This window comes from Labrenzia sp. R5_0, from assembly GCF_017743835.1.
Lineage (GTDB): Bacteria > Pseudomonadota > Alphaproteobacteria > Rhizobiales > Stappiaceae > Roseibium > Roseibium algicola.
Window position 1 is genome coordinate 790,916 of the sequence record NZ_JAGHRK010000003.1, and the last position, 21,848, is coordinate 812,763.

The 21,848-nt window shown below is 59.7% G+C and carries 17 protein-coding genes; 13 read left to right on the top strand and 4 right to left on the bottom strand.

Annotated elements, in window-relative coordinates; genetic code table 11:
• The first annotated feature begins 3 nt into the window (after positions 1-3).
• From betI to J7447_RS19070, 4 genes are all read left to right on the top strand, one after another.
• Positions 4-606 carry a transcriptional regulator BetI gene (betI, locus tag J7447_RS19055; protein ID WP_023002215.1) on the top strand — a complete coding sequence of 201 codons (603 nt, stop codon included), beginning with the start codon at positions 4-6 and terminating at the stop codon, positions 604-606.
• Between the two features lie 15 nt (positions 607-621).
• A complete protein-coding gene (gene betA, locus J7447_RS19060) occupies positions 622-2,280 on the top strand; it encodes a choline dehydrogenase (protein WP_152504677.1) in 1,659 nt (552 codons plus the stop codon).
• Positions 2,281-2,325: 45 nt separating this feature from the next.
• The gene (gene betB, locus J7447_RS19065; RefSeq protein WP_023002213.1) at positions 2,326-3,789 is read left to right on the top strand and encodes a betaine-aldehyde dehydrogenase; all 1,464 of its coding nucleotides are present in this window, start codon (positions 2,326-2,328) and stop codon (positions 3,787-3,789) included.
• 305 nt (positions 3,790-4,094) lie between these two features.
• Positions 4,095-5,378 carry an adenylate/guanylate cyclase domain-containing protein gene (locus tag J7447_RS19070; RefSeq protein WP_023002212.1) on the top strand — a complete coding sequence of 428 codons (1,284 nt, stop codon included), beginning with the start codon at positions 4,095-4,097 and terminating at the stop codon, positions 5,376-5,378.
• A 73-nt stretch (positions 5,379-5,451) separates the two neighbouring features.
• Here J7447_RS19070 and J7447_RS19075 read toward each other — a convergent pair whose 3' ends face one another.
• Both J7447_RS19075 and J7447_RS19080 read right to left on the bottom strand, forming a co-directional pair.
• The gene (locus J7447_RS19075) at positions 5,452-6,240 is read right to left on the bottom strand and encodes a glycosyltransferase family 2 protein (protein WP_209170579.1); all 789 of its coding nucleotides are present in this window, start codon (positions 6,238-6,240) and stop codon (positions 5,452-5,454) included.
• A gap of 85 nt (positions 6,241-6,325) precedes the next feature.
• Positions 6,326-7,996, bottom strand: a complete 1,671-nt coding sequence (locus J7447_RS19080; protein WP_031269821.1) for an alpha-glucosidase family protein — start codon at positions 7,994-7,996, stop codon at positions 6,326-6,328.
• Positions 7,997-8,578: 582 nt separating this feature from the next.
• Here J7447_RS19080 and J7447_RS19085 point away from each other — a divergent pair.
• Both J7447_RS19085 and J7447_RS19090 read left to right on the top strand, forming a co-directional pair.
• A complete protein-coding gene (locus J7447_RS19085; protein ID WP_023002209.1) occupies positions 8,579-9,745 on the top strand; it encodes an acetyl-CoA acetyltransferase in 1,167 nt (388 codons plus the stop codon).
• Positions 9,746-9,962: 217 nt separating this feature from the next.
• Positions 9,963-11,690 carry a HAMP domain-containing methyl-accepting chemotaxis protein gene (locus J7447_RS19090; protein ID WP_209170580.1) on the top strand — a complete coding sequence of 576 codons (1,728 nt, stop codon included), beginning with the start codon at positions 9,963-9,965 and terminating at the stop codon, positions 11,688-11,690.
• A 168-nt stretch (positions 11,691-11,858) separates the two neighbouring features.
• On the opposite strand, the gene J7447_RS19095 is transcribed toward J7447_RS19090, so the two are convergent.
• Positions 11,859-12,965 carry a hypothetical protein gene (locus J7447_RS19095; protein ID WP_209170581.1) on the bottom strand — a complete coding sequence of 369 codons (1,107 nt, stop codon included), beginning with the start codon at positions 12,963-12,965 and terminating at the stop codon, positions 11,859-11,861.
• Between the two features lie 362 nt (positions 12,966-13,327).
• Between J7447_RS19095 and cysG the strand changes: the two genes are divergently transcribed.
• The 7 genes from cysG (at position 13,328) to J7447_RS19130 (ending at position 21,122) form a co-directional block, all read left to right on the top strand.
• Positions 13,328-14,791, top strand: coding sequence for a siroheme synthase CysG (gene cysG / locus J7447_RS19100; RefSeq protein WP_209170582.1), 1,464 nt, complete (start codon positions 13,328-13,330; stop codon positions 14,789-14,791).
• A 21-nt stretch (positions 14,792-14,812) separates the two neighbouring features.
• Positions 14,813-15,112: a DUF2849 domain-containing protein gene (locus tag J7447_RS19105; RefSeq protein WP_055657573.1), complete on the top strand. Its 300-nt coding sequence runs from the start codon at positions 14,813-14,815 to the stop codon at positions 15,110-15,112.
• Positions 15,113-15,174: 62 nt separating this feature from the next.
• Positions 15,175-16,833: a nitrite/sulfite reductase gene (locus J7447_RS19110; RefSeq protein ID WP_023002203.1), complete on the top strand. Its 1,659-nt coding sequence runs from the start codon at positions 15,175-15,177 to the stop codon at positions 16,831-16,833.
• Positions 16,820-17,581: a phosphoadenylyl-sulfate reductase gene (locus J7447_RS19115; RefSeq protein WP_023002202.1), complete on the top strand. Its 762-nt coding sequence runs from the start codon at positions 16,820-16,822 to the stop codon at positions 17,579-17,581. Before J7447_RS19110 ends, J7447_RS19115 begins: the two co-directional genes overlap by 14 nt.
• A 34-nt stretch (positions 17,582-17,615) precedes the next feature.
• A complete protein-coding gene (locus tag J7447_RS19120; RefSeq protein ID WP_209170583.1) occupies positions 17,616-18,149 on the top strand; it encodes a DUF934 domain-containing protein in 534 nt (177 codons plus the stop codon).
• A 472-nt stretch (positions 18,150-18,621) separates the two neighbouring features.
• Complete coding sequence (locus J7447_RS19125; RefSeq protein ID WP_023002200.1) at positions 18,622-19,395, top strand: SDR family oxidoreductase; 774 nt, start codon at positions 18,622-18,624, stop codon at positions 19,393-19,395.
• 299 nt (positions 19,396-19,694) lie between these two features.
• Positions 19,695-21,122: a sensor domain-containing diguanylate cyclase gene (locus J7447_RS19130; RefSeq protein ID WP_209170584.1), complete on the top strand. Its 1,428-nt coding sequence runs from the start codon at positions 19,695-19,697 to the stop codon at positions 21,120-21,122.
• 20 nt (positions 21,123-21,142) lie between these two features.
• On the opposite strand, the gene J7447_RS19135 is transcribed toward J7447_RS19130, so the two are convergent.
• Positions 21,143-21,769 carry a TetR/AcrR family transcriptional regulator gene (locus J7447_RS19135; protein ID WP_209170585.1) on the bottom strand — a complete coding sequence of 209 codons (627 nt, stop codon included), beginning with the start codon at positions 21,767-21,769 and terminating at the stop codon, positions 21,143-21,145.
• Positions 21,770-21,848: the final 79 nt, after the last annotated feature.

Below are 21,848 nucleotides of genomic sequence, written 5' to 3' on the forward strand. Positions count from 1 at the left end.
GAAATGCCCAAGGTCGGAATGGAAGCGGAACGGCGGCGCAGTCTGATTGACGCGACGGTCGATGCCATACACGAACGCGGCTACAGCGACGTGACCATGGCGCAGATCGCAAAGCGCGCAGGCGTTTCCGGCGGTCTCGTGCATCACTATTTCGGCTCAAAGGACCAGTTGCTTGCCGCCACCATGCGCCATCTCCTGACCGAACTCGGCCGGGCGATCCGCGAGAGCCTGGAAAAGGCGGAGACCCCGCGCGAGCGTATTTCGGCAATCATTGCCGGCAACTTTGCAGTCGACCAGTTTCAGCCCGCCGTGATCGCGGCCTGGCTCGCCTTCTACGTTCAGTCGCGTACCACCGACAGCAACAATCGTCTTCTGAATATCTATTCGGCAAGGCTTGCCTCGAACCTGACCCACAATCTGAGGGCCTTCATGCCTCAGGACGAAGCACGCCGGATTGCCGAAGGCACGGCGTCGATGATTGACGGCGTCTGGATCCGGCAAGCCCTGCGCGACGGCAAGACCGACCGGCCGGCCGCGATCGAGCTGGTCGAGGACTATGTGGAAACCCAGATTGCCGTCCACCTGGCGCGCAACACCAAGAATTGAGCAGCTAGGATCAACATGAGCGACCAGTTCGACTTCATCATCGTCGGAGCCGGATCCGCCGGCTGTGCGATGGCCTACCGCCTGTCGGAAGACCCGAGCAACAGGGTGCTTGTGCTGGAATTCGGCGGCACCGATGTCGGTCCGCTGATCCAGATGCCGGCTGCCCTGTCCTACCCGATGAACATGCCGCTGTATGACTGGGGGTACACCAGCGAACCGGAACCGCATCTGGAGGGCCGGCGCCTGGCCACACCGCGTGGCAAGGTGATCGGTGGATCGTCCTCCATCAACGGCATGGTTTATGTGCGTGGCCATGCCTGTGATTTCGACACCTGGGAAGAGATGGGTGCGAGTGGCTGGGGATATCGCCATGTGCTGCCGTACTACAAGCGCCAGGAGCACAGCCATGGCGGCCAGGACGGCTGGCGCGGCACCAACGGTCCGCTGCATGTCCAGCGCGGTACCAAGTGGAACCCGCTGTTCGACGCCTTCAAGACAGCCGGCGAGCAGGCGGGCTATGGCGTGACCGCCGACTACAATGGCGAGCGTCAGGAAGGCTTCGGCGACATGGAAATGACGGTCCATCGGGGCCGTCGCTGGTCTGCCGCAAACGCCTATCTGAAGCCGGCACTGAAGCGCGGTAACCTGACCCTGATCAAGGGGGCTCTCGTGCGCCGGATCCTGATCGAGGACAAGCGCGCGGTCGGTGTGGAATTCGAAACCGGCGGTGAGGTCCGCGAGGCAAAAGCTGCCCGCGAAGTGATCCTGTCGGCGTCTTCCATCAATTCGCCGAAGATCCTGATGCAGTCCGGCATCGGCCCGGCGGCGCATCTTGCCGAAATGGGGATCGACGTCGTGGCCGACCGGCCGGGTGTCGGTGCCAACCTGCAGGACCATCTGGAGCTATATCTTCAGCAGGCCTGCACCCAGCCGATCACGCTCTACAAGCACTGGAACCTGTTCTCCAAGGCGGTGATCGGGGCTCAGTGGCTGTTCCTGAAGCAGGGACTCGGTGCATCGAACCAGTTCGAAAGCTGCGCTTTCATTCGCTCCAGGGCGGGCGTGAAATATCCTGATATCCAGTATCACTTCCTGCCTTTCGCCGTGCGTTACGACGGACAGGCAGCAGCCGAAGGTCATGGCTTCCAGGCCCATGTCGGACCAATGCGCTCCAAATCGCGCGGCCGTATCAAGCTGACCTCCAGCGATCCGAAGGCCAAGCCGTCGATCCTGTTCAACTACATGTCCCACGAAGACGACTGGGAAGACTTCCGCACCTGTATCCGCCTGACCCGCGAGATCTTCGGCCAGGAGGCGTTTGCCCCCTATCGCGGCAAGGAGATCCAGCCGGGAGACAGTGTGCAGAGCGACGAGGACCTGAACGGCTTCATCCGCGAACACGTGGAAAGCGCCTATCACCCATGCGGCACTTGCCGGATGGGGGCGAAGGATGATGCCATGGCCGTGGTCGACCCTGAATGCCGGGTAATCGGCGTTGACGGGCTTCGTGTTGCCGACAGTTCCATCTTTCCGCAAATCACCAATGGCAATCTGAATGCCCCCTCGATTATGGTCGGGGAGAAGGCATCGGACCATATTCTCGGCAAGACCCCGCTGCCCGCGGCCAACCAGGAACCGTGGATCCACCCGGACTGGCAATCCAGCCAGCGATGATCCCCGGCAGTCCAACGGCAGACACACAGACCAAGGAGCCAACCCATGCGCGCCCAACCGCAAGCGTCCCATTATGTCGGCGGCTCATATGTCGAGAGCCAGAGCGGCACTCCCTTTGACTCGCTGTATCCCGCAACCGGAGAAGTCATCGCGCAGATCCGCGCGGCCGACGATGCCGTGATCGAGGCGGCAATCCGCTCTGCCCAGGAAGGCCAGAAGGTCTGGGCGGCAACACCAGCAGCCGAACGCGGCCGCGTGCTGCGCCGGGCGGCCGAGATCCTGCGTGAAAAGAACCGGGAACTCTCCATTCTGGAAACGCTCGACACCGGCAAGCCCTTGCAGGAAACCTTGATTGCCGATGCTGCGTCCGGCGCCGACTGCCTGGAATACTTCGGTGGTCTGGCCGCAACGCTTACCGGCGAACATATCGATCTGGGCGGCTCCTTCGCCTACACCAAGCGCGAACCGCTCGGCATCTGTTTCGGCATCGGCGCCTGGAACTATCCGATCCAGATCGCCTGCTGGAAGTCTGCTCCCGCACTCGTTTGCGGCAATGCCATGATCTTCAAACCCTCGGAAGTCACCCCGCTGAGCGCCTTGAAACTGGCGGAGGCCTTTACCGAGGCCGGTCTGCCCGCTGGTGTCTTCAACGTGCTTCAGGGCTTTGGTGATGTCGGTGCAAAGCTGGTCGCTCATCCGGCCATTGCCAAGGTTTCGCTGACCGGCTCTGTCCCGACCGGCGCCAAAGTGGCAGCCCTTGCGGGTGAGCATCTGAAGAAGACAACGCTGGAACTTGGCGGCAAGTCCCCGCTGATCGTGTTCGAGGACGCTGACATTGAAAACGCGGTGTCCGCCGCGATCAATGCCAACTTCTATTCCACCGGGCAGATTTGCTCCAACGGGACGCGTGTGTTCGTTCATGAAGCGATCAAGGAAGCCTTTGTGGCACGGCTGGCTGAACGCACCGCCAAGGCGGTTCTGGGCGATCCGCTGGACGAGGCAACCAATATTGGTCCGCTTGTGTCCAAACAGCAGCTCGACAAGGTGCTCCACTACATGCAGATCGGTCAGGATGAGGGCGCCCGGCTGGTGTGCGGCGGTGGTTCAGCCTCTGTCGCCAGCTTCCCGGACGGCTATTTCGTGCAGCCGACCGTCTTTGCCGACGTGAAGGACGACATGCGCATTGCCCGCGAGGAAATCTTCGGCCCGGTGCTGAGCGTGCTCGACTTCACCGATGAGGACGACGTCATCGCCCGAGCCAACGACACCGACTTCGGCCTTGCCGCGGGCGTTTTCACCAGGGACATTCAACGGGCGCACCGGGTGATCGACCAGTTGCAGGCAGGCACCTGCTGGATCAACACCTACAATCTGACTCCGATCGAAATGCCTTTCGGCGGCTACAAGAAGTCGGGCATCGGCCGCGAGAACGGCCATGCCGCGATCGAGTATTATAGCCAGACCAAAAGCGTTTATGTGGAAATGGGCGGTGTAGAGGCGGCGTTTTAAGGCGCTGCTTCTCGTTCCACCTAGAACAGGTTGACCAACCTTCGAGGCGGCGTTTCCTGCTTCTTCAGGACAGGGTTGGCGTGTGTGGTGCGTGCAAGCTGCCTGTCACTCCATGCGTCTTTATCCTGAGAAGCCGCGCAAGCGGCGTCTCGAGGGTTGGGCCGGTTGTCCTCGATGCCCAGTTGCCCTTGGGTCGATGTTTCCCTTGGGCCAATTGAGGGCATTTCCTACCATTCGGTTTTTTGCCGATTGAAGTTTGATCTCCGGCGCCCGAGATATTAGCCAGAGCGTTTCACGGAGCCCCGATGAACAAAGCCTTTCTTGACCCAGCCCCGCGCACATACGCGCCTCATGTCTATCTGCTTGCCCGTTCCAGCAGAGGCCCTTCCTGTGCGCCGGAGACACTCAGCATCGACCAGCTGAATTCGTGGCTCTTGCATGAAGCGACGCGGATCGATGATGTCATGCTGATGTTCGAGGAGTTCATGTGGCGCTGCAAGGCTGCAGGCCTCGCAATCGACCGGGCAACGCTGCATATCGGTACCCTGCATCCGCGCGTCATCGGTTTTTCCTGGGTCTGGAACAGTCAGGATTATTTCTGCGACGAGGTTGCCGCAGATGCCAACGCGACCAAATCGGAAGCCTTTACCCGCAATCCGCTTTTCCACGTCATCAACGAAGGCCAGACCATCAAGGTCGATCTGGAAAGCGAGGAAGGCGCCAATTCCGCTCCGCTGATGCGCGAACTTGCCGATCAGGGATACACGACCTATGTCGCCCTGCCGCTCAGTTCCTCACACGAAAAGCGGAATGCCATGACCTTGGCAACCCGCAAACCCGGTGGGTTTCCTCCGGCGGAAAAAGACCTGATCCGCAATCTGATCGACCTTTTGGCGCTGCACATCGAGCGCCACATCGTTCAGCGGATTGCCCGCAACGTTGCCGACACCTATCTCGGGCCGATCGCCGGACAGCGCGTGCTGGACGGCGAGATCAAGCGCGGTGATGGCGAGGCCATCAAGGCAGTGGTCTTCATGGCCGACATGCGCGGCTTCACTCAACTCGCCGACAGGCTGAGCGGACCGGAAGTGACGGCTATCCTCAACGCCTATTTCGACAGGATCTCGGATGCCGTGCTCAACCACGGCGGCGATATCCTGAAGTTCATGGGCGACGGCATTCTGGCCGTGTTCGATCAGAAGACATTTGGTGAAACAGCGGCGGCGAATGCCGCCGTGAAGGCCGCCAAGGCTGCACTGGAGGCCATTGACGAGCTGAACCGCAATCCACCCGAGGATCTTCCCGACCCGATCCACTGGCACCCCCTGAAGATCGGTATCGGCCTTCACCGGGGTGAAGTCTTCTTCGGCAATGTCGGTGGTGAGGAACGGCTCGACTTCACGGTGATCGGCCGCGCCGTCAACGAGACCAGCCGGGTGGAATCCCTGTGCAAACCCCTCGGCCGCGCCTTGCTCCTGACAGAGCCGGTACGCGCTGCTCTTTCCGGAGACCTCCAGACCGGCCTCAATGCCATGGGCGAACATGCCCTGCGCGGCGTCGGCAAACCGGTTGCCATTTTTGCGGCCTAGTATGGAACGGCTCAGCAAGACCGATGCAAGTCCGGTGAGGGGGCTGCGACAACGGTAATGCGAAGCTCGTGCCTCAGTCCGTTTTGGTCCTGTCCAGCAACTCGGCCTCATAGGCCTTGGCGACGCGCAGGAAGCGGGCGTGGGCGTAGTTCATGGCCAGGATAAAGCCCCACCAGCCGTATTTGCGGTACTTGCGCACGAAATAGGCCTTTAAGAAGCTCACCGGGAATTCGGTCAGGAGGCGGCTTTTCGGCAGCTTGCGGCCGCGGGCGCGCATGTCGTCCACCTGCATGCCGGAGTAGCGATTGTATTTGCCGACCTGAAAATCCAGTGACCGGATGGACCGGTGCGCCATGATGCCGGAAAGGTTCGAGATGCGCGCGCCTTCCTCGGGCCGGACCGTGTCATGAACCGTCGAGGCAGAGAACCGGCCCTTGCGCCGGTCATAGAGGCGGATCTGGTGATATCCGTAGGCCCAGGGGGCAGGGGCGGTTTCATGGGCGTAAAGATCGCGGATCATGATGCGCCAGCCATCAGCATCCGCGTAACTGCCGTCTGCGAATTTGGCTTTGATTTCCGCGGCGAGGCCCGGCGTCACCTCTTCGTCGGCATCCAGATTGAGCAGCCAGTCGTTGCGGCACTGATCTTCGCCGAAACGCTTTTGCGGACCGTAGCCAGGCCAATCGTTGCGGATGACCCGCGCGCCAAGTTGTTCGGCCACGGAGACAGTCTCGTCCGTTGATCCGCTGTCGATGACGATGACCTCATCCACCCAGCCAATGACACTTTCGATCGGTCGGGCGATCCGGTCGGCCTCGTCACGGGCGATGATGAAAACGGAAAGAGGCAGGCGGTCGGTCATGAAAGTTCCGGCGTTGGGTTGCTCGGCCGGAAATGCTCCGGCGCGACTATTTAGCCGTGCCGGAGCCTGAATTGAAGGCGCGAAATCAGGATTTCACGCGAGCAAACAGCGCGTCGAGACCCTGGAGGACAATCGTGGCGCCCTCCAGCGTGCCGTTGAAGCCGGGCGCATTGAGGTTTTCCAGCTCAAGTCCGTTCAAGGTGACGGTGGCCGGTTCGGTGCCAAGGTTGAAGGCACACAGCACGGTCTCACCCTGATGGCTGCGGGTGAAGACCAGCGTGTTGGCCTGGCTGTCCAGAAACACCATGTCGCCCTTCTTCAGGGGCTCCTGAGCCTGCCGCCAGGCATAGAAGGCCCGGTTCCGGTTCAGGATGGAGCTTTCGTCCTTGTCCTGTTCGAAGGCGGCAAGCGCCAGATGATCCTGCGCGACCGGAAGCCAGGGCTCGGCTTCGGAGAAACCGGCGTTGCTGTTGTCTTTCACCCAGGGCATCGGTGTCCGGCAGCCGTCGCGGCCCTTGTATTCCGGCCAGAAGCGAATGCCGTAGGGATCCTGCAGCTTTTCAAAAGGAACTTCAGCCTGCGGCAGGCCGAGTTCCTCGCCCTGGTAAAGGCAGGGGGTGCCGCGCAGCGAGGCGCAGAGGGCGGTTTCAAGCGGTGCAAAGCGGGCAATGTCCAGATCCTCGCCCCAGCGGCTGGCGACCCGCTTCACGTCGTGGTTCGACAGCGCCCAGGAAGCCCAGCCGGAGCCGATGCCGGCGTTCATCTCCTCCACGATCTTTCGGATGTAGGGCGCCGAATGTTGAGGCGTCAGCAGGTCGAAGCTGTAGGCCATGTGAATGCGCTTGCCGGCTTCCGTATAGGACGCCGTCAGTTCCACGGCCTGTCCGTCCGCACCGATTTCACCGACGGACGTCGTGCCCGGATATTTGTCCAGGAGCGCGCGCAGCTTCTCAAGAAACAACAGGTTTTCCGGTTGGGTCTTATCGTAAAGGTGATCCTGATAGCCGTAGGGGTTGGTCGGATCGACGGTGGACGGCATTTCAGTCGCGCTCAGGGGTGGGTTGTCCCGGAGCTGCTTGTCGTGGAAATAGAAGTTCACCGTGTCGAGACGGAACCCGTCGACACCGCGGTCGAGCCAGAACCTGGCGGCACCCAGAACCGCGTCCTGAACCTCAGGGTTATGGAAGTTCAGATCCGGCTGGCTGGTCAGGAAATTGTGCATGTAATACTGGCGCCGGCGGCTGTCCCATTCCCAGGCCGGGCCGCCGAAGATCGAAAGCCAGTTGGTCGGCACCGTGCCGTCCGGCTTGGCGTCGGCCCACACGAACCAGTCGGCCTTGGCATTGTCGCGTGACGAACGGCTTTCGACAAACCAGGGATGCTGGTCGGAGGTGTGCGAAATCACCAGGTCGATGATCACCTTCAGGCCGCGCGCATGAGCGGCAGCCAGCATGCGGTCGAAATCGGCAAGCGTGCCGAACATCGGGTCGACATCTTCATAGTCGGAGACATCGTAACCGAAATCATCCATCGGCGAGGTGAAGAAAGGCGACAGCCAGATGGCATCGACGCCCAACGAGGCAATGTAGTCCATGCGTTCGCTGACGCCGTTGAGGTCGCCTATGCCATCACCATTGGTGTCGTTGAAGGAGCGCGGATAGATCTGGTAGATCACCGCTCCACGCCACCAATCCGGGTCATTCTTCATGTCTGACGGCACATCAGCCTCCAGGCCCGTTTCGGCTTCTTCGAACATTGCCGGTTGTCTCCGTTCCGCTTCTGAGGCGGTCTTAATGGGTTTCAAAGCGCTTTGAATGGCTATATCCAGCGCCTTCTCAGGTCAAGTGAACAGTGTTGAAAAAGTCGTTCGGCAATTGCTTTCGGTAAGCGATGTGTGAATTGCGTCGCACATGTGGAACGGGGAGGATGAGCACATGCAAAAACCGGCCCTGCGAGGCAGGACCGGTGGAGCTACTGAAAAGGAACGAAACACGATTTTGTCCGGAACGGGCTTTTCCTACATGGCTTAAGTGACAGGGGTGTGACCATCTCAATCGGTTTGCCTGCCGCGGACCTCGCCGAAGACGGAAGCCTCCGACATGCTGCGCCTGCGTGGCCAACGCGTGTTATCTCTTTGGACTATCTTATTTAAGTAACTGAAATAAAACATGGAAAAATATTGTTATGACGTTTAGGTCAGTTTCTTCTTGCAAAGCAACATGGAAGCTGGAACTGTCCCCGCACACAGAACTTACGTAAGATGGAGCCCCCCGCACGGACAAGAGATCCGGCGGAAATCGGGTTTCATCTTGCGGGCAAAAAACCTGGAGGAAGTGTCATGACGGCAGCCATGGTGGGTTGGGCACACATGCCCTTCGGCAAGCATTCGGAAGAGACGGTTGAAAGCATGATCGTCAAGGTGGCGGTCGATGCCATCAAGGACGCAGGTATCGAGCCGGGAGATGTCGACGAGATCCTGCTCGGTCATTTCAATGCCGGTTTCTCGGCACAGGATTTCACCGCTTCGCTGGTGCTGCAGGCCGATCCGGCGCTGCGTTTCAAACCGGCAACCCGTGTCGAAAACGCCTGCGCCACCGGCTCTGCGGCGGTGCATCAGGGCGTGCGCGCCATTGCTTCGGGCGACGCCCGCTTTGTGCTGGTCGTCGGTGTCGAGCAGATGACCACGACGCCTGGTCCGGAAATCGGCAAGAACCTGCTCAAGGCCTCCTATCTGAAGGAAGAAGGCGATATCCCGGCAGGCTTCGCCGGTGTCTTCGGCAAGATCGCCGACGCCTACTTCCAGAAGTACGGCGACCAGTCCGATGCCCTGGCCAAGATTGCGTCGAAGAACCACAAGAATGGTGTCGGCAACCCCTACGCCCAGATGCGCAAAGACCTCGGATTCGACTTCTGCCGCGCGGAATCGGAAAAGAATCCGTTTGTCGCCGGTCCGCTAAAGCGCACCGACTGTTCGCTGGTGTCCGACGGTGCCGCCGCACTCGTCCTGACCGATCCTGCAACGGCGCTCGGCATGAAGAAGGCGGTTGCCTTCCGCGCGCTTGCCCATGTGCAGGATTTCCTGCCGATGTCGAAGCGCGACATCCTGAAGTTCGAAGGCTGTTCCAAGGCCTGGGGTCAGGCACTCGGCGATGCCAATCTGGCGCTGGACGATCTGTCTTTCGTCGAGACCCACGACTGTTTCACCATTGCCGAGCTGATCGAATATGAAGCCATGGGCCTCACCAAAGAAGGTGAGGGCGCTCGCGCCGTGCTGGAAGGCTGGACGGAAATGGGTGGCAAGCTGCCGGTGAACCCGTCTGGTGGTCTGAAGGCCAAAGGGCATCCGATTGGCGCTACCGGTGTCTCCATGCACGTGCTCACTGCCATGCAGCTGACAGGCACTGCGGGTGAGATCCAGGTCAAGAACGCCGAGATCGGCGGCATCTTCAACATGGGTGGTGCCGCGGTGGCCAACTTCGTGTCCGTGATGCAGGCGATGAAGTAATCGGCAAAAACTGCCTTTAAGTAAGATTTAAAAGAGGGCGAGAAATCGTCCTCTTTTCGTTTTTGTTGAAGATGAAAGTAGTTTTTGTCTAAATACATACTCGTGAAAAGTTCCTAAGTGTTCACCTAAATTAATTTTTTAAAAATCTTATAAAATCAGATTGTTGCCCAGAGTAACGCATCGGCAGGGGGCAGGTGCGACATAAGCTGGGTTAACCATGTCCGTCTTTCAAAGTCTGAAATCCAAAATGATCGCCATGCTGGCTGTACTGTTCGTTGTTGCGACAGCGCTGAGCCTTGGCACGATACGCAATCTTGGCGTGCTCGAAGAAAACGCGGGGCATCTCCGCGAAGGGGCGGAAACCTTTGCCACCGACGGCGTGAACCTGGCCATTTCACTGCAGAAAATGCAGTTCGACATCGTTCAGGTGCAGCAATGGCTGACAGACATTTCCGCAACAAGAGGTCTTGATGGCCTGAACGACGGTTTTGATCTTGCGGTTTCCTTCTCCGACAATTTCAAGAGCGAGAGCACCGCGGCAATCGATCTCGCCGAAAAGCTCGGTTATGCGGATCTTGTTGAAAAGATCAGGAACGTTCAGGCGAAATTCCCTTCATACTACGACACCGGAAAAGCCATGGCGGAGGCCTATGTTGCCGGTGGACCGGAGCAGGGCAACAAGCTCATGGGGGCATTCGACGGCGAAGCTGAAAGCCTGACGACGGCGCTGGAAGCAGCCCTTGATCTTCATCACCAGCATCTGGAAACGGAACGCGCCGAGCTGGCCGTTGAGGTGGCGAGCTATCAGAGTGCGGCCCGGAACGCTGACGTCATGACCTACGCTAACCTCGGGCTCGTCGTCCTTGCCCTTGCAATGGCCGGTTTCTTCATCATGCGTGCGGTCATTCTGCCGCTCGGGTCCTTTGCCGAGGCAGTCGCCCGGCTTTCGAAGGGCGACTATGGCATTCACCTTGCCGAATGCGAACGGGCCGACGAAATCGGACAGCTCGCAAATGCGATCAATGTCCTGCGCGACGGCGCTTCGGAGCGCGAGGAGCTGGTCAAGGCGCAAAAGGCGGAAGACGAGGCGCGCATTCGGCGCATGCGGCAGCGCGAAGAGCTGACTGCTTCCTTCCGCAGCAGCGTATCGTCCCTCATCGTGGATGTGACCGGCACCATGTCGCAGCTGGAAGACACAGCAACTGTGCTGATCGGTGTTGCAGATGACACCACGACACACGCTGAAGGAGCGGCCTATTCATCCAATTCGGCTCTGGGTAATGTCGAGGCCGTCGCTTCCGCCGCAGAAGAGCTTTCGGTTTCCATCGAGGAAATCAACCAGCGTGTGGCTTCCACCTCCGCGGTTGTCTCGGAAGCTGCCGAAACCACCAGCCTGACCAATGAAAAGGTCGCGACCCTTTCCTCTGCGGCCCAGGAAATCGGTGAAGTCGTCCAGCTGATCCAGACCATCGCCGAACAGACCAATCTTCTGGCTCTCAACGCAACTATCGAGGCTGCTCGTGCTGGTGAAGCCGGCAAGGGCTTTGCTGTCGTTGCTGCGGAAGTCAAGGAGTTGGCCAATCAGACAGCGAAAGCCACGGAAAGCATCACCCAGCAGATCATCGCCATTCAGGAAGCGACCACCGATGCAGCCCACTCGATCCAGCAGATCACCGACATCATGGGCAATGTAACGGCGGAAACAACGGCAATCGCATCGGCGGTTACCGAGCAGAGCGCAGCGACTGGCGAAATTGCCCGTGGCGTCAACGAGGCCTCCACCAGCACCCAGACGGCAAGCGATAGCGTGTCCGGCATGAAGGAAAACGCGGTCCGCTCCAAGGATGCGGCAGGTGAAGTCCGCCAGGCGGTCAACCTGGTTGCAGAACGCACTCAGACGCTGACCCAGCAGATCGAGGACTTCATCAAGTCCTTTGCGGCCTGATGTCAACCGAGACCAGCTCCGAAAAGCCGGCGGTTTCCGCCGGCTTTTTTGTTTCCCGGTTTTGACAATCCTCCAAGTGACGATGAGGCGGCGAACGGAAAAAAAGCCGACCTGCTACTCAGGTGAACAGCCGACTTGTGGTCGGTGATCTGGGCTGCTCGTTTTGCCTTACTCCGCAGCGTTTGCGATTGCCGAGTAGAGATCCGGATCCGTTAGTTCAGGCGGAGAAACCGGTGCGCCACCGCCTTCGCCGACGTAAGTATCCGCCACGCCGTAAATGAAGACCCCGCCCGCCTTGCGCTTTGCGATGGCGACCCGCTCGATCAACTGGAAGTCGCCCGTTTCGCAGTTGGCGTAACTTGTATAGATCGGTTTGCCGTTTTCGTTGATCCGTTCGGAACCTGAGGTGAATTTGCCTTCCGCGCATTTCTTCTGGCTGTCGGCAACAATAAGCGACATCAGTTCTTCTTCCGACTGGTAGCTACCCGCCGGAAAAATGTGCGCCACAATCGTGCGTGCGTCGTTGGTGGCAACGGCATGAAGGCCGTTCAGGTCTTCTTCGCGCTGTCCGTCGGGAACAAGCTTTAGCCCGGAAAGACCTGCGCTGCCCATCAGGTTGAACAGGGCCTGGGTCGCTTCGATGGCAAGTTGCGGGTCGGTCGCCGAACTGGACGCCGCCGCTTCGTCCTTGGTGGGGGCGGAATGTCCGAGGCCACCTTGAGAGCTGGCGCCTGCAGCGCCGGCAATGGGTACCGCACCGTACCGTGCGATGTTCTGCTCCACGCATTTGGCAAGACGTGCCATCAGGCGAGAGGTGCCTGTCAGGCGGAATTCGTAATTGTAGGTGCCATCTCGAACGTAAAGTGTCCGTCCGCGGCGAAATCGGGTGATGATGTAGCCGCCTCTCGGCATTTGCATGCGCGCCAGATTCTTCGACGTCGCCTTGGCAACGCCGCTCTGCCAGGCGCCCCGGTCGATGCGATACTGAAGCGCAATATCCGCGCCGACCTTCATGTTCCACTGAAGCGCCGAAAAGCCGATGGCCCAGTTGTAGTTGGTGTCGAGCTGGACATATAGCGTGATGCCGCTGTGGTAGCTCACGGACGCGACACAGGTCGAAAATGCGCCGGTCTGATCATCAGTGAAGGCACTGCCATTCCAGCCGCCGCTTTGGAAGTTTTCAACAACGGCTGTATGGCTAGTTCCGAAGCTCCCGAAGAGCAAAAGACCTGCGGAAACCCCGGCGGCAACCAATGAATAAACAAGACGCATCATACCCCCTCTGATGCCACAGCGGCCGTGTCCCAGCCGTCTGGAAAGGCTAAGTGATTTCCTTTGCGGCATCAAGAATGACGCACGCTTGCCCGGAAGGTTGAATGCCGTCGCAAACGACGGCTGAACGGGGTGTTCACTGCCCGTTGGAACAGGAGAAAAACTCTTTCAATCGGACCAGGCCCGTTGGAAATTTTTCCTCGCAAAAATCACTCTGACCGGCCGCCGGGAATTGAAATTGGCCAAATCAGAGGATTGCAAAAAACTATTCCGCTTCTGTTTCCAGCTTTGAAATCCGGTGCCCGGCGCAGGCATGGGCTGCCGATTACATTAGACCCATCAAACTGGGACTGGAGACCCTGACGATGACTAGCCGTGGTGGCGATACTCTGAAAACACTGAAAAAGCCGGAAGACCGGCTCGACGTGTTTCCGGCCTTTATGAAGGTTGCCGGCCGGCGTGTGCTCGTTGTCGGGCACGGCGGTGAAGCTGCTGCAAAGGTTCGTCTCCTGGGGGAAACCAACGCCCGGATCGTCGTCGTTTCCAAAATTGTCGAACCGGATCTGCAGGAGGCTATTGACCTCTTCGAGACCGAGCATCTTGCCGAGGATTTCCAGCCTGGTCATCTGAAGGACGCCGCTCTGGTCTTTTCCGCGCGCGAAGACTGGGACCTCGACAAGGCTGTTGTCGATGCGGCACGGGCGCAGGGCGTTCCGGTCAATGCGGTCGACAAGCCGGAACTGTGCGACTTCTACACCGGTGCGCTGGTCAATCGCGCGCCGATCGCCGTTGCGATAACCTCGACCGGTGTCGGTCCTGTCCTGTCGCGCCACATCCGCGCGCGCATTGAAGCCATGCTGCCGCGTTCGACCGGCGAGCTGGCGCGTCTTGCCGAAAGTTTCCGCGATGCCGCAACCAAGGTGATCCGCGACGGGGGGCTGCGCCGCAGTTTCTGGGCGCGCTTCTTCTCCGGTTCGGTCGCAACCAATCTCTATGCAGGCAAGGCTGATGTCGCCCGTTCCGAGGCACAGCGGTTGTTGAATTCGATGGCGGACGAGCCCGGTTTTGTCTGGCTTGTCGGTGCCGGGCCGGGCGCGGAAGACCTGTTGACCCTGCGCGCGCAGCGTCTGCTGCAGGAAGCCGACGTCATCGTTCACGATGCGCTGGTGCCGGCAAATGTCGTTGCCATGGGCCGCCGCGATGCGGAGCGCATTTCCGTGGGCAAGCGTAAGTGCGCTCATTCCGTGCCGCAGTCCGAAATTTCCGAGCTCCTGGTCGAGCTTGGCCGCAAGGGCTTGAAAGTCGTGCGTCTGAAAGCTGGAGATCCGATGATCTTTGGCCGTGCGGCGGAAGAAATGGAAGCGCTTCGCGAAGCTGGTATCGGCTTTGAAATTGTTCCAGGCGTCACGGCAGCCTTCGCCGCTGCAGCGTCAGCCCAGATCCCGCTCACGTTGCGCGGTGTCGCCTCCAACCTGGTTTTCGCTACCGGCCACAATGCCAAGTCCGAAACCCTGCCGGATTGGGCTGGGCTGGCACTCAAGGGCGCGACGGTGGCTGTCTACATGGGTCGAACCGTGGCGGCTGCCGTTGCCGAGAAGATGATCGGCGCGGGCCTGAAACCTGAAACACCGGTTGCCGTGATCGAGAATGCGGCACACCCGGACGAACGCCAATTTGCCGGAACCCTGTCCGAACTCGCGGTGCTGTCGAACCGCGCGGAGATCGACGGACCGGTTCTGATCGTGATCGGCGAGGCCGTGGGCCATGCCGCAATGGACAAGGCCGAACCCCTGGCGCCGCAGCTCGCCGCCCGGGTTGTAGCCGCCTGAACTTGAAGAGAGTGGACGCACATGAAAGTCATCACCGCCAACCGCCTTTTGAACGGCGATGTTGTCTGGCTCGCGGAAAACGGTTCCTGGGTCGAGCGCATTACGCTGGCTAAGGTTTATGACGGCAAGGACGCGGTCGCGGCAGCCCTGGCCGAAGGTCTTGAGGCCGAGAAGAACCAGAAAGTCGTTGGTGTCTACGAGATGGACGTTACCGTGGAAGAGGGCGTCATCGTACCGGTGCGCCTGCGCGAAAAGATCCGGGCAACCGGCCCGACCACCCACCCGGAACTGGGCAAGCAGGCCCAGGCGGTTTCCGCCTGAAACAACAATGAAGGGCAGGGCAGCGCCTTCCATGGCAGCGCCCGCTGAGGAGAGATTGAGACATGTACCGTTACGACGAATTTGACGCGAGCTTCGTGAACCAGCGTACCGAGCAGTTCAAGGACCAGGTCCGCCGCCGTCTGGCTGGCGAACTTTCCGAGGACGAGTTCAAGCCGCTGCGCCTGATGAACGGTCTCTATCTGCAGCTCCATGCCTACATGCTGCGCGTTGCCATTCCCTATGGCACGCTCAACGGCCGGCAGATGCGCAAGCTTGCCCATATCGCCCGCACGTACGACCAGAGCTACGGCCACTTCACCACGCGCCAGAACATCCAGTTCAACTGGCCGAAACTGGAAGATACGCCGAAGATTCTGGAAGAGCTGGCAGAAGTCGAGATGCATGCCATCCAGACGTCGGGCAACTGCATTCGAAACGTGACCGCGGATCACTTCGCCGGCGCTGCCGCCGACGAGATCGCCGACCCGCGCCCCTATGCGGAAATCCTGCGCCAGTGGTCATCGCTGCATCCGGAGTTCTCGTTCCTGCCGCGCAAGTTCAAGATCGCCATCACAGGCGCACCGAACGACCGTGCTGCCGTCCAGGTTCACGATATCGGTCTGCAGCTCGCACGCAACGATGCCGGTGAGATCGGGTTCGTGGTCTTCGTCGGCGGCGGACTTGGCCGTACGCCGATGATCGGCCGCAAGGTGCGCGACTTCCTTCCCGAGGAAGATCTGCTTGCCTACTCGGAAGCGATCCTGCGCGTCTATAACCGCTACGGCCGCCGCGACAACAAGTACAAGGCCCGCATCAAGATCCTGGTCCATGAAACCGGGCTGGACGAACTGAAGGCGGATATCGAGGCCGAATTCGAAAAGATCCGCTTCGGGGTCCTGCGCCTGCCGGATGAGGAGGTGCGCCGCATCGAGGCCTATTTCGCTCCGCCTCCGCTGGAAGTGGGCAATGCGACCTCGGCTGCCGTTGAAACACGCAAGGCGGCGGATGCAGCGTTTGCCCAGTTCACGGCGCATAACCTCAACCCGCACCGGGTGCCTGGCTATACCTCCGTCACATTGTCCATGAAGCCGATCGGTGGCATCCCCGGTGATGCGTCGGATGAGCAGATGGATGTGATCGCGAACCTTGCCGAGAAATACGGTCATGACGAGATCCGCATCAGTCACGAGCAGAACGTGATCCTGCCGCATGTGAAGCTGGACGACCTGCCGGCGCTGTTCGACGAGTTGGTGGCCGCGCGTATCGCGGAAGGCAATGCCGGTCTGATCACCGATATCATCGCCTGCCCGGGCATGGACTATTGCGCCCTGGCAACCGCCCGCTCCATTCCGGTTGCGCAGCGGATCTCCGAACGCTTCGGTGCTGCGGAACGGCAGGCCGAGATCGGTGAGCTGAAGATCAAGATCTCCGGCTGCATCAACGCCTGTGGTCACCACCATGTCGGCCACATCGGCATTCTCGGCCTGGAGAAGAAGGGCGAGGAATTCTATCAGGTGACGCTTGGCGGCTCCGCCAACGAAAACGCGTCCATTGGTGAAATCGTCGGCCGCGGCTTCTCGTCTGAAGAAGTGGTCGATGCCATCGAGAAGTTGGTCGATACCTATCTCGGCCTGCGGAACGGCAAAGAAGAGACCTTCCTGGAAGCCTATCGCCGGGTTGGGGAGGATCCCTTCAAGGAGGCCCTTTATGGCGCTGCATGAGACATTCAGCCTAGGTGTTGACCCGGAGCTGGGCTTGCAGGCGGAAGTCGCCGCACTCAATGCCCAGTTCGAGGATGCAACCGCGGACGACGTCCTGAGGGCGGCCATCCGCCACCAGTTCGCCGGTGGCATTGCCATGGTCTCCAGCTTCGGGGCCGATTCCGCAGTGCTCCTGCATATGGTTGCCCAGATCGACCCGTCGACGCCGGTCGTTTTCGTGGACACGGTCAAACTGTTTCCGGCCACGCTGCTCTATCGTGATGAGCTGATCGAGAAGCTCGGCCTGACCGATGTCCGCACCCAGAAGCCGAACAAGGACGATCTCTCCAGGGAAGATCCCGCGGGCATGCTCTGGATGAGCGATACCGACGCCTGCTGCCATATCCGCAAGGTGGTGCCGCTGGCCGAGGCCTTGAACGGGTTCGAAGCCTGGATTTCCGGCCGCAAGCGGTTCCAGAGCGCAAGTCGCTCCAGCCTGGAGTTCTTCGAAATCGACGAAGGCCGGGTGAAGGTCAATCCGCTGGCGGACTGGACGGCTGCCGAAATTCTGGATTATGCCAAGACCCATGATCTGCCGCCGCATCCGCTGGTGGCGCAAGGCTACCCCTCGATTGGCTGCCTGCCCTGCACCAGCAAGGTTGCCCCCGGCGAGGACCCCCGGGCTGGACGTTGGCGTGGCCAGGACAAGACGGAGTGCGGCATTCACTGGCCGACCCATGGCAAGGAAGTTGACGGCAGCGGTATCTGACCGCTGCCGATAGAGGATTTTGAGGACGCAAAGAATGGCAACGATTTTCAAGGACGGCGATTTCGTCGAGGAAAGCTGGGTGCGGACAGATGCCGAAACCGGCACTGCTGTCGAAGGCGATGCGCTTGTACCGATGACCGTGTTTCTCATCGACCCGGATGCATATCTGGCACGAGACGGCAAAACCGCCGTCATCGTCGAGGCTGGTGACGATGTCGAGCTGATCGAAAATTATCTCGACCGGCTGGCACTGGTTGCCGTCGACTTTCCGAGCTTTTCCGATGGCCGCGGCTTTTCCGCAGCCCGCATCCTGCGTGAGCAGATCGGCTACAAGGGTGATATCCGCGCGCTCGGGAAATACATTCTCGACCAGGTGCCGCTGGCACGCCGCTGCGGTGTGTCGACGTTCGAGATCTCCAAGCCGGAAGTGCTGAAAGCTCTGAAGGCCGGTGAATGGCCCGAAGTAACCAAATATCTGCAGCCGGTCGGCACGGTCGATGAAATCCCGGAAGGAACACGCCCGTGGGCGCGCCGCTCCCACCGGGATCTGGCGGTCGCCGCGGAGTAAGCGGATCGGGCCTGCCCGTCTTGCGACAATGGTCATAGGCCGGCCGCACAAAATTCGAACGAGCGTTTCAGGGGACCTCGCAAGGCGGGGTCCCTATTTGTTTGCGATCGGCGATCCTTGCAAGAGGCCGTCGGCATCGCCAAAGACTACAAGTGCTTGCCCAAGGTCATTTGCTGTCGAAGGAAAAGGTGAAACCGAACCACGGCAAGCGTTTTGCCCGTCCAGTTTGTGTCAGCAACCGGAATGCAGTTCGTCAGTGGATTGAAACATCCGGTTACAGGCTGTGAATCGCATTGTCACAAGACTGACTTATTATACGTCATATGGTCTGGCGGCAAAGTGATTTGCCGGCGAACCGGCACTGGCGCACGAGGCAATGTGGCGTCGAAACGGGGATACCGGGGCATTGCCAATTGTTTCCCGAAATCCAATACCGCAGGCCGGTTCCGGTCCTCAGCAGGAATGTCGCTCAATGGCCGTCACTCGCACCCTCGAAACGCTCTTCGATCTGAGGAAGCCCGCAGTAAAGACCAACAAGGTGCTTGTGGTCGGGGTCAGTTCAAAGCGATCGCTCGGCCTGGCAATCGGCGAGCACATGTATCAGAACGGTTGGGAAACCGTGCTGACGTCGCGCCGGCCGGAAAAGCTGTCTGCCAAAACGCCACATCACGACATCCGCTTCCTGGACTATCCGCAGTCCATCGACGCGATTGACGATCTGACCGACCTGACCGGCATGGTGTTCTGCCTGGCCAAGACCGACATCGGCGAAGCCGGACAGAACGGTCTGCTGGGGACGAGCGAAGAGAACTTTCTGAAGACGATCAGCACCAGCTGTTATGCCTTCATAGCCCTGGTGCGGGAGGTGCAGCGGCGCAACCCGAACCTCAGATCCGTTGTTGCCCTGACTTTTCTGGGCGGTGAGCGCGTGGTGCCCGGCTACGAGGTCCTGGGTGTCGCAAAGGCTGCCCTGGAACACTCCGTGCGGGCGCTTGCGGCGGAACTTGGCCATGAGAATGTCCGTGTGAACGGTGTTTCCGCCGGCGCGGTCCCGACCACGTCATCGCGCGTCCTGCCCGACTTCCGCAAGGTTCATGAAGTTCTCTCGCGGCAGTCGTTCCTGCGCCGCGGTGTCACTGCAGAGGAAGTTGCCGGAGCTGCTGCCTATTTGCTCAGTGATCTTTCCGGCGGAATGACGGGTGAGATCCTGCAAGTCAACGGCGGTCTGCGGCACACGGTTCTCTAAGCCGGTGGCTGGTATGGCGTCGTGGTCTTTTCGTGATGCCGCACGTCGTTCAGCCTAATCCAAGTCAACGCTCCACGTGAACTTAATGCAAAACATCCGTGCTCCGGAAGTTAATGCATACTTTGTGCTTGTGTTTTTATTGGTTCGTTAGATAAACACCCTCACCATGCCTCAGAGGGATCAACGGATTCGGTTGCCGAAACCTTCCGAAACCAGGGACGCACTTCGGGAAATTGCGGAACGTCCGACGGCGAATGCCTGAATTATCTTAATTCGAGCTGTCGCAGATGGAGAGAAAATTGGTCGCAAATTTATACGGAAAGGGTGGTGTCCTGGACCGGGTCGCAAGGCCTGAAATGCGCGTACCGTTCTTGCTGGGTCTGGTGGTGTTCCTGGCTTGCATCTTCGGCATTCTTACCCGGCCGACCGGGTTCCTGGCAGCAGTCTGGCCGGCCAACGCAATCCTCCTCGGACTGCTGGTCCGTGTGCCGAAATCGGGTTGTTGGCAGAGCTGGGTTGCTGCTGCCGTAGGCTATCTGGCAGCTGATCTTCTGACAGGGGCGACACTCGAAAAGGCCATGCTGCTGAATGCGGCCAACATGGTTGGGGTGGCTGCCGGGTATCAGGTCTATAAGTACTTGCCTGCTTCCTCCGTTCGGCTGCAACAACCCTTGGCCCTTCTCCATCTTGCGGTGGCTTCGGCTATCGCCGCTTCCCTGGCAGGGGTTGTCGGGGGCATCGCAAATCCGATCCTCTTCGGCGGGGGGGGCATTCCCGGCTGGATATTCTGGTCGACGACCGAGCTGGTCAACTACATCTCCTTTCTGCCGGTTATCCTGTCGGCACCGAAGCTGGAAGGAACGTTGCCGGACTTTTCCGGTCTGCTGGCCCGGTTGAGGCAGGAAAAACGCGCACCGCTGATCCTGCTGCTGATCTCCTGTATTGCTGGAGCAGTCGTCGGAGGACCTGGCGCCATTGCGTTTCCGGTTCCGGCGCTCTTGTGGTGTGGTGTCGTCTATCCGGTCTTTCCGACAGCGATACTGACGCTGTGCATTGGCGTGTGGGGTCTCGTCATCCTGTCAAACGGGCTTGGTGACAGCAGCTCCCTGCAACTCGACGTGATGACGCTCATTTCCATCCGGCTCGGCATTTCCCTTGTTGCACTGGCGCCTATCATGTTGTCCTGCGTCACGCAGAGCCGGAATGCGTTGCTGGTCCGTCTGCAATATCTTGCCACGCACGACCAACTGACCGACGTGCTCAACCGCAACGCCTTCCGCGAGGAGGTCTCCCGCAGTCTCTCCCTTGGCATGAACGGCTTTGCCCTGCTGATGGTCGACCTCGATCATTTCAAGTCGGTCAACGACACCTACGGACACGCCGCCGGTGATACCGTACTGGTCAGCTTCGTGCGTCGTGTGCAAGGCACGTTGCGGCCAGGCAGTCTTCTGGGTCGTATGGGCGGCGAGGAATTCGCCATCATGATTCCGAACAGCCAGATCATGGACGCAGTGGCGGAAGCCGAGAAAATTCGGCAAAGCGTCTGCAGTGAGCCGGTTGCCGCAGGAGACGGAAAACTGGTTCGGGTCACGGCAAGCCTCGGCGTCGTCGCTGTCGAACACGACAATGCAGCCTGTCTTGATACCCTGTTGGCGGAAGCAGACCGGCTTTGCTACCAGGCGAAGGAGCGCGGCCGGAACCGCGTGGAGCACTGCGGAGCGGTATAGGGTTTTCGGACAGGCGGCCGTCAGACTTCCTTATGTCTGGTCAGGTAAAGCAGTTGAGGGAAGATTTCCTCCAGCGCCGGGTCACGTCCGGTTTCCGCATTGGCCGTATAGAACTGCCGATTTGCCTTCAGATTGGCATACCCGTGAATGAACGCCCACAGCATGGTTTCAACGGAAGTCCGGTGAACGGGGTTCTCGCAATTCTCCGGTGAAAGTCCTTCGGAGACCTCCCTTAGAACCGCATAGGCTTCGCGGCTGGCCGGCTGAAGCTCCGGATAGATGTCGATCTGTCGTTCCATGGAGAACATCAGCCGGAACAGATGCGGGTTCTCTTCAACAAAGGCGATGTAACCGCGGGCGCTTGCGAGTATCTGTTCACGGGCGTCGTTGGACGCATCCGCCATATGCCGGCGCATCGTGCCCGCAAACTGCCGGAAGCCTTCCGTCGCGATGGCTGCCTGCAGGACGGCAAGATTGGCAAAGTGGTTCTTCGGCGCTCCATGGGAAACGCCGGCACGGGCGGCGCACGCCCGCAGCGAAAGGGCCTCAAGTCCATCTTCGCGCAGAATGTCCAGCCCTGCCTGGATCAGGGCCTCTTTCAGATTGCCGTGGTGATATTTCAGGTCGCTCAGGCCTGTTTCCTCCATAAGTAGACACTGTCAACATTTTCGTTGACGGCTGAAAATTCCGCATATAGACAGTGACAACATTGCTGGGGTCGCAATG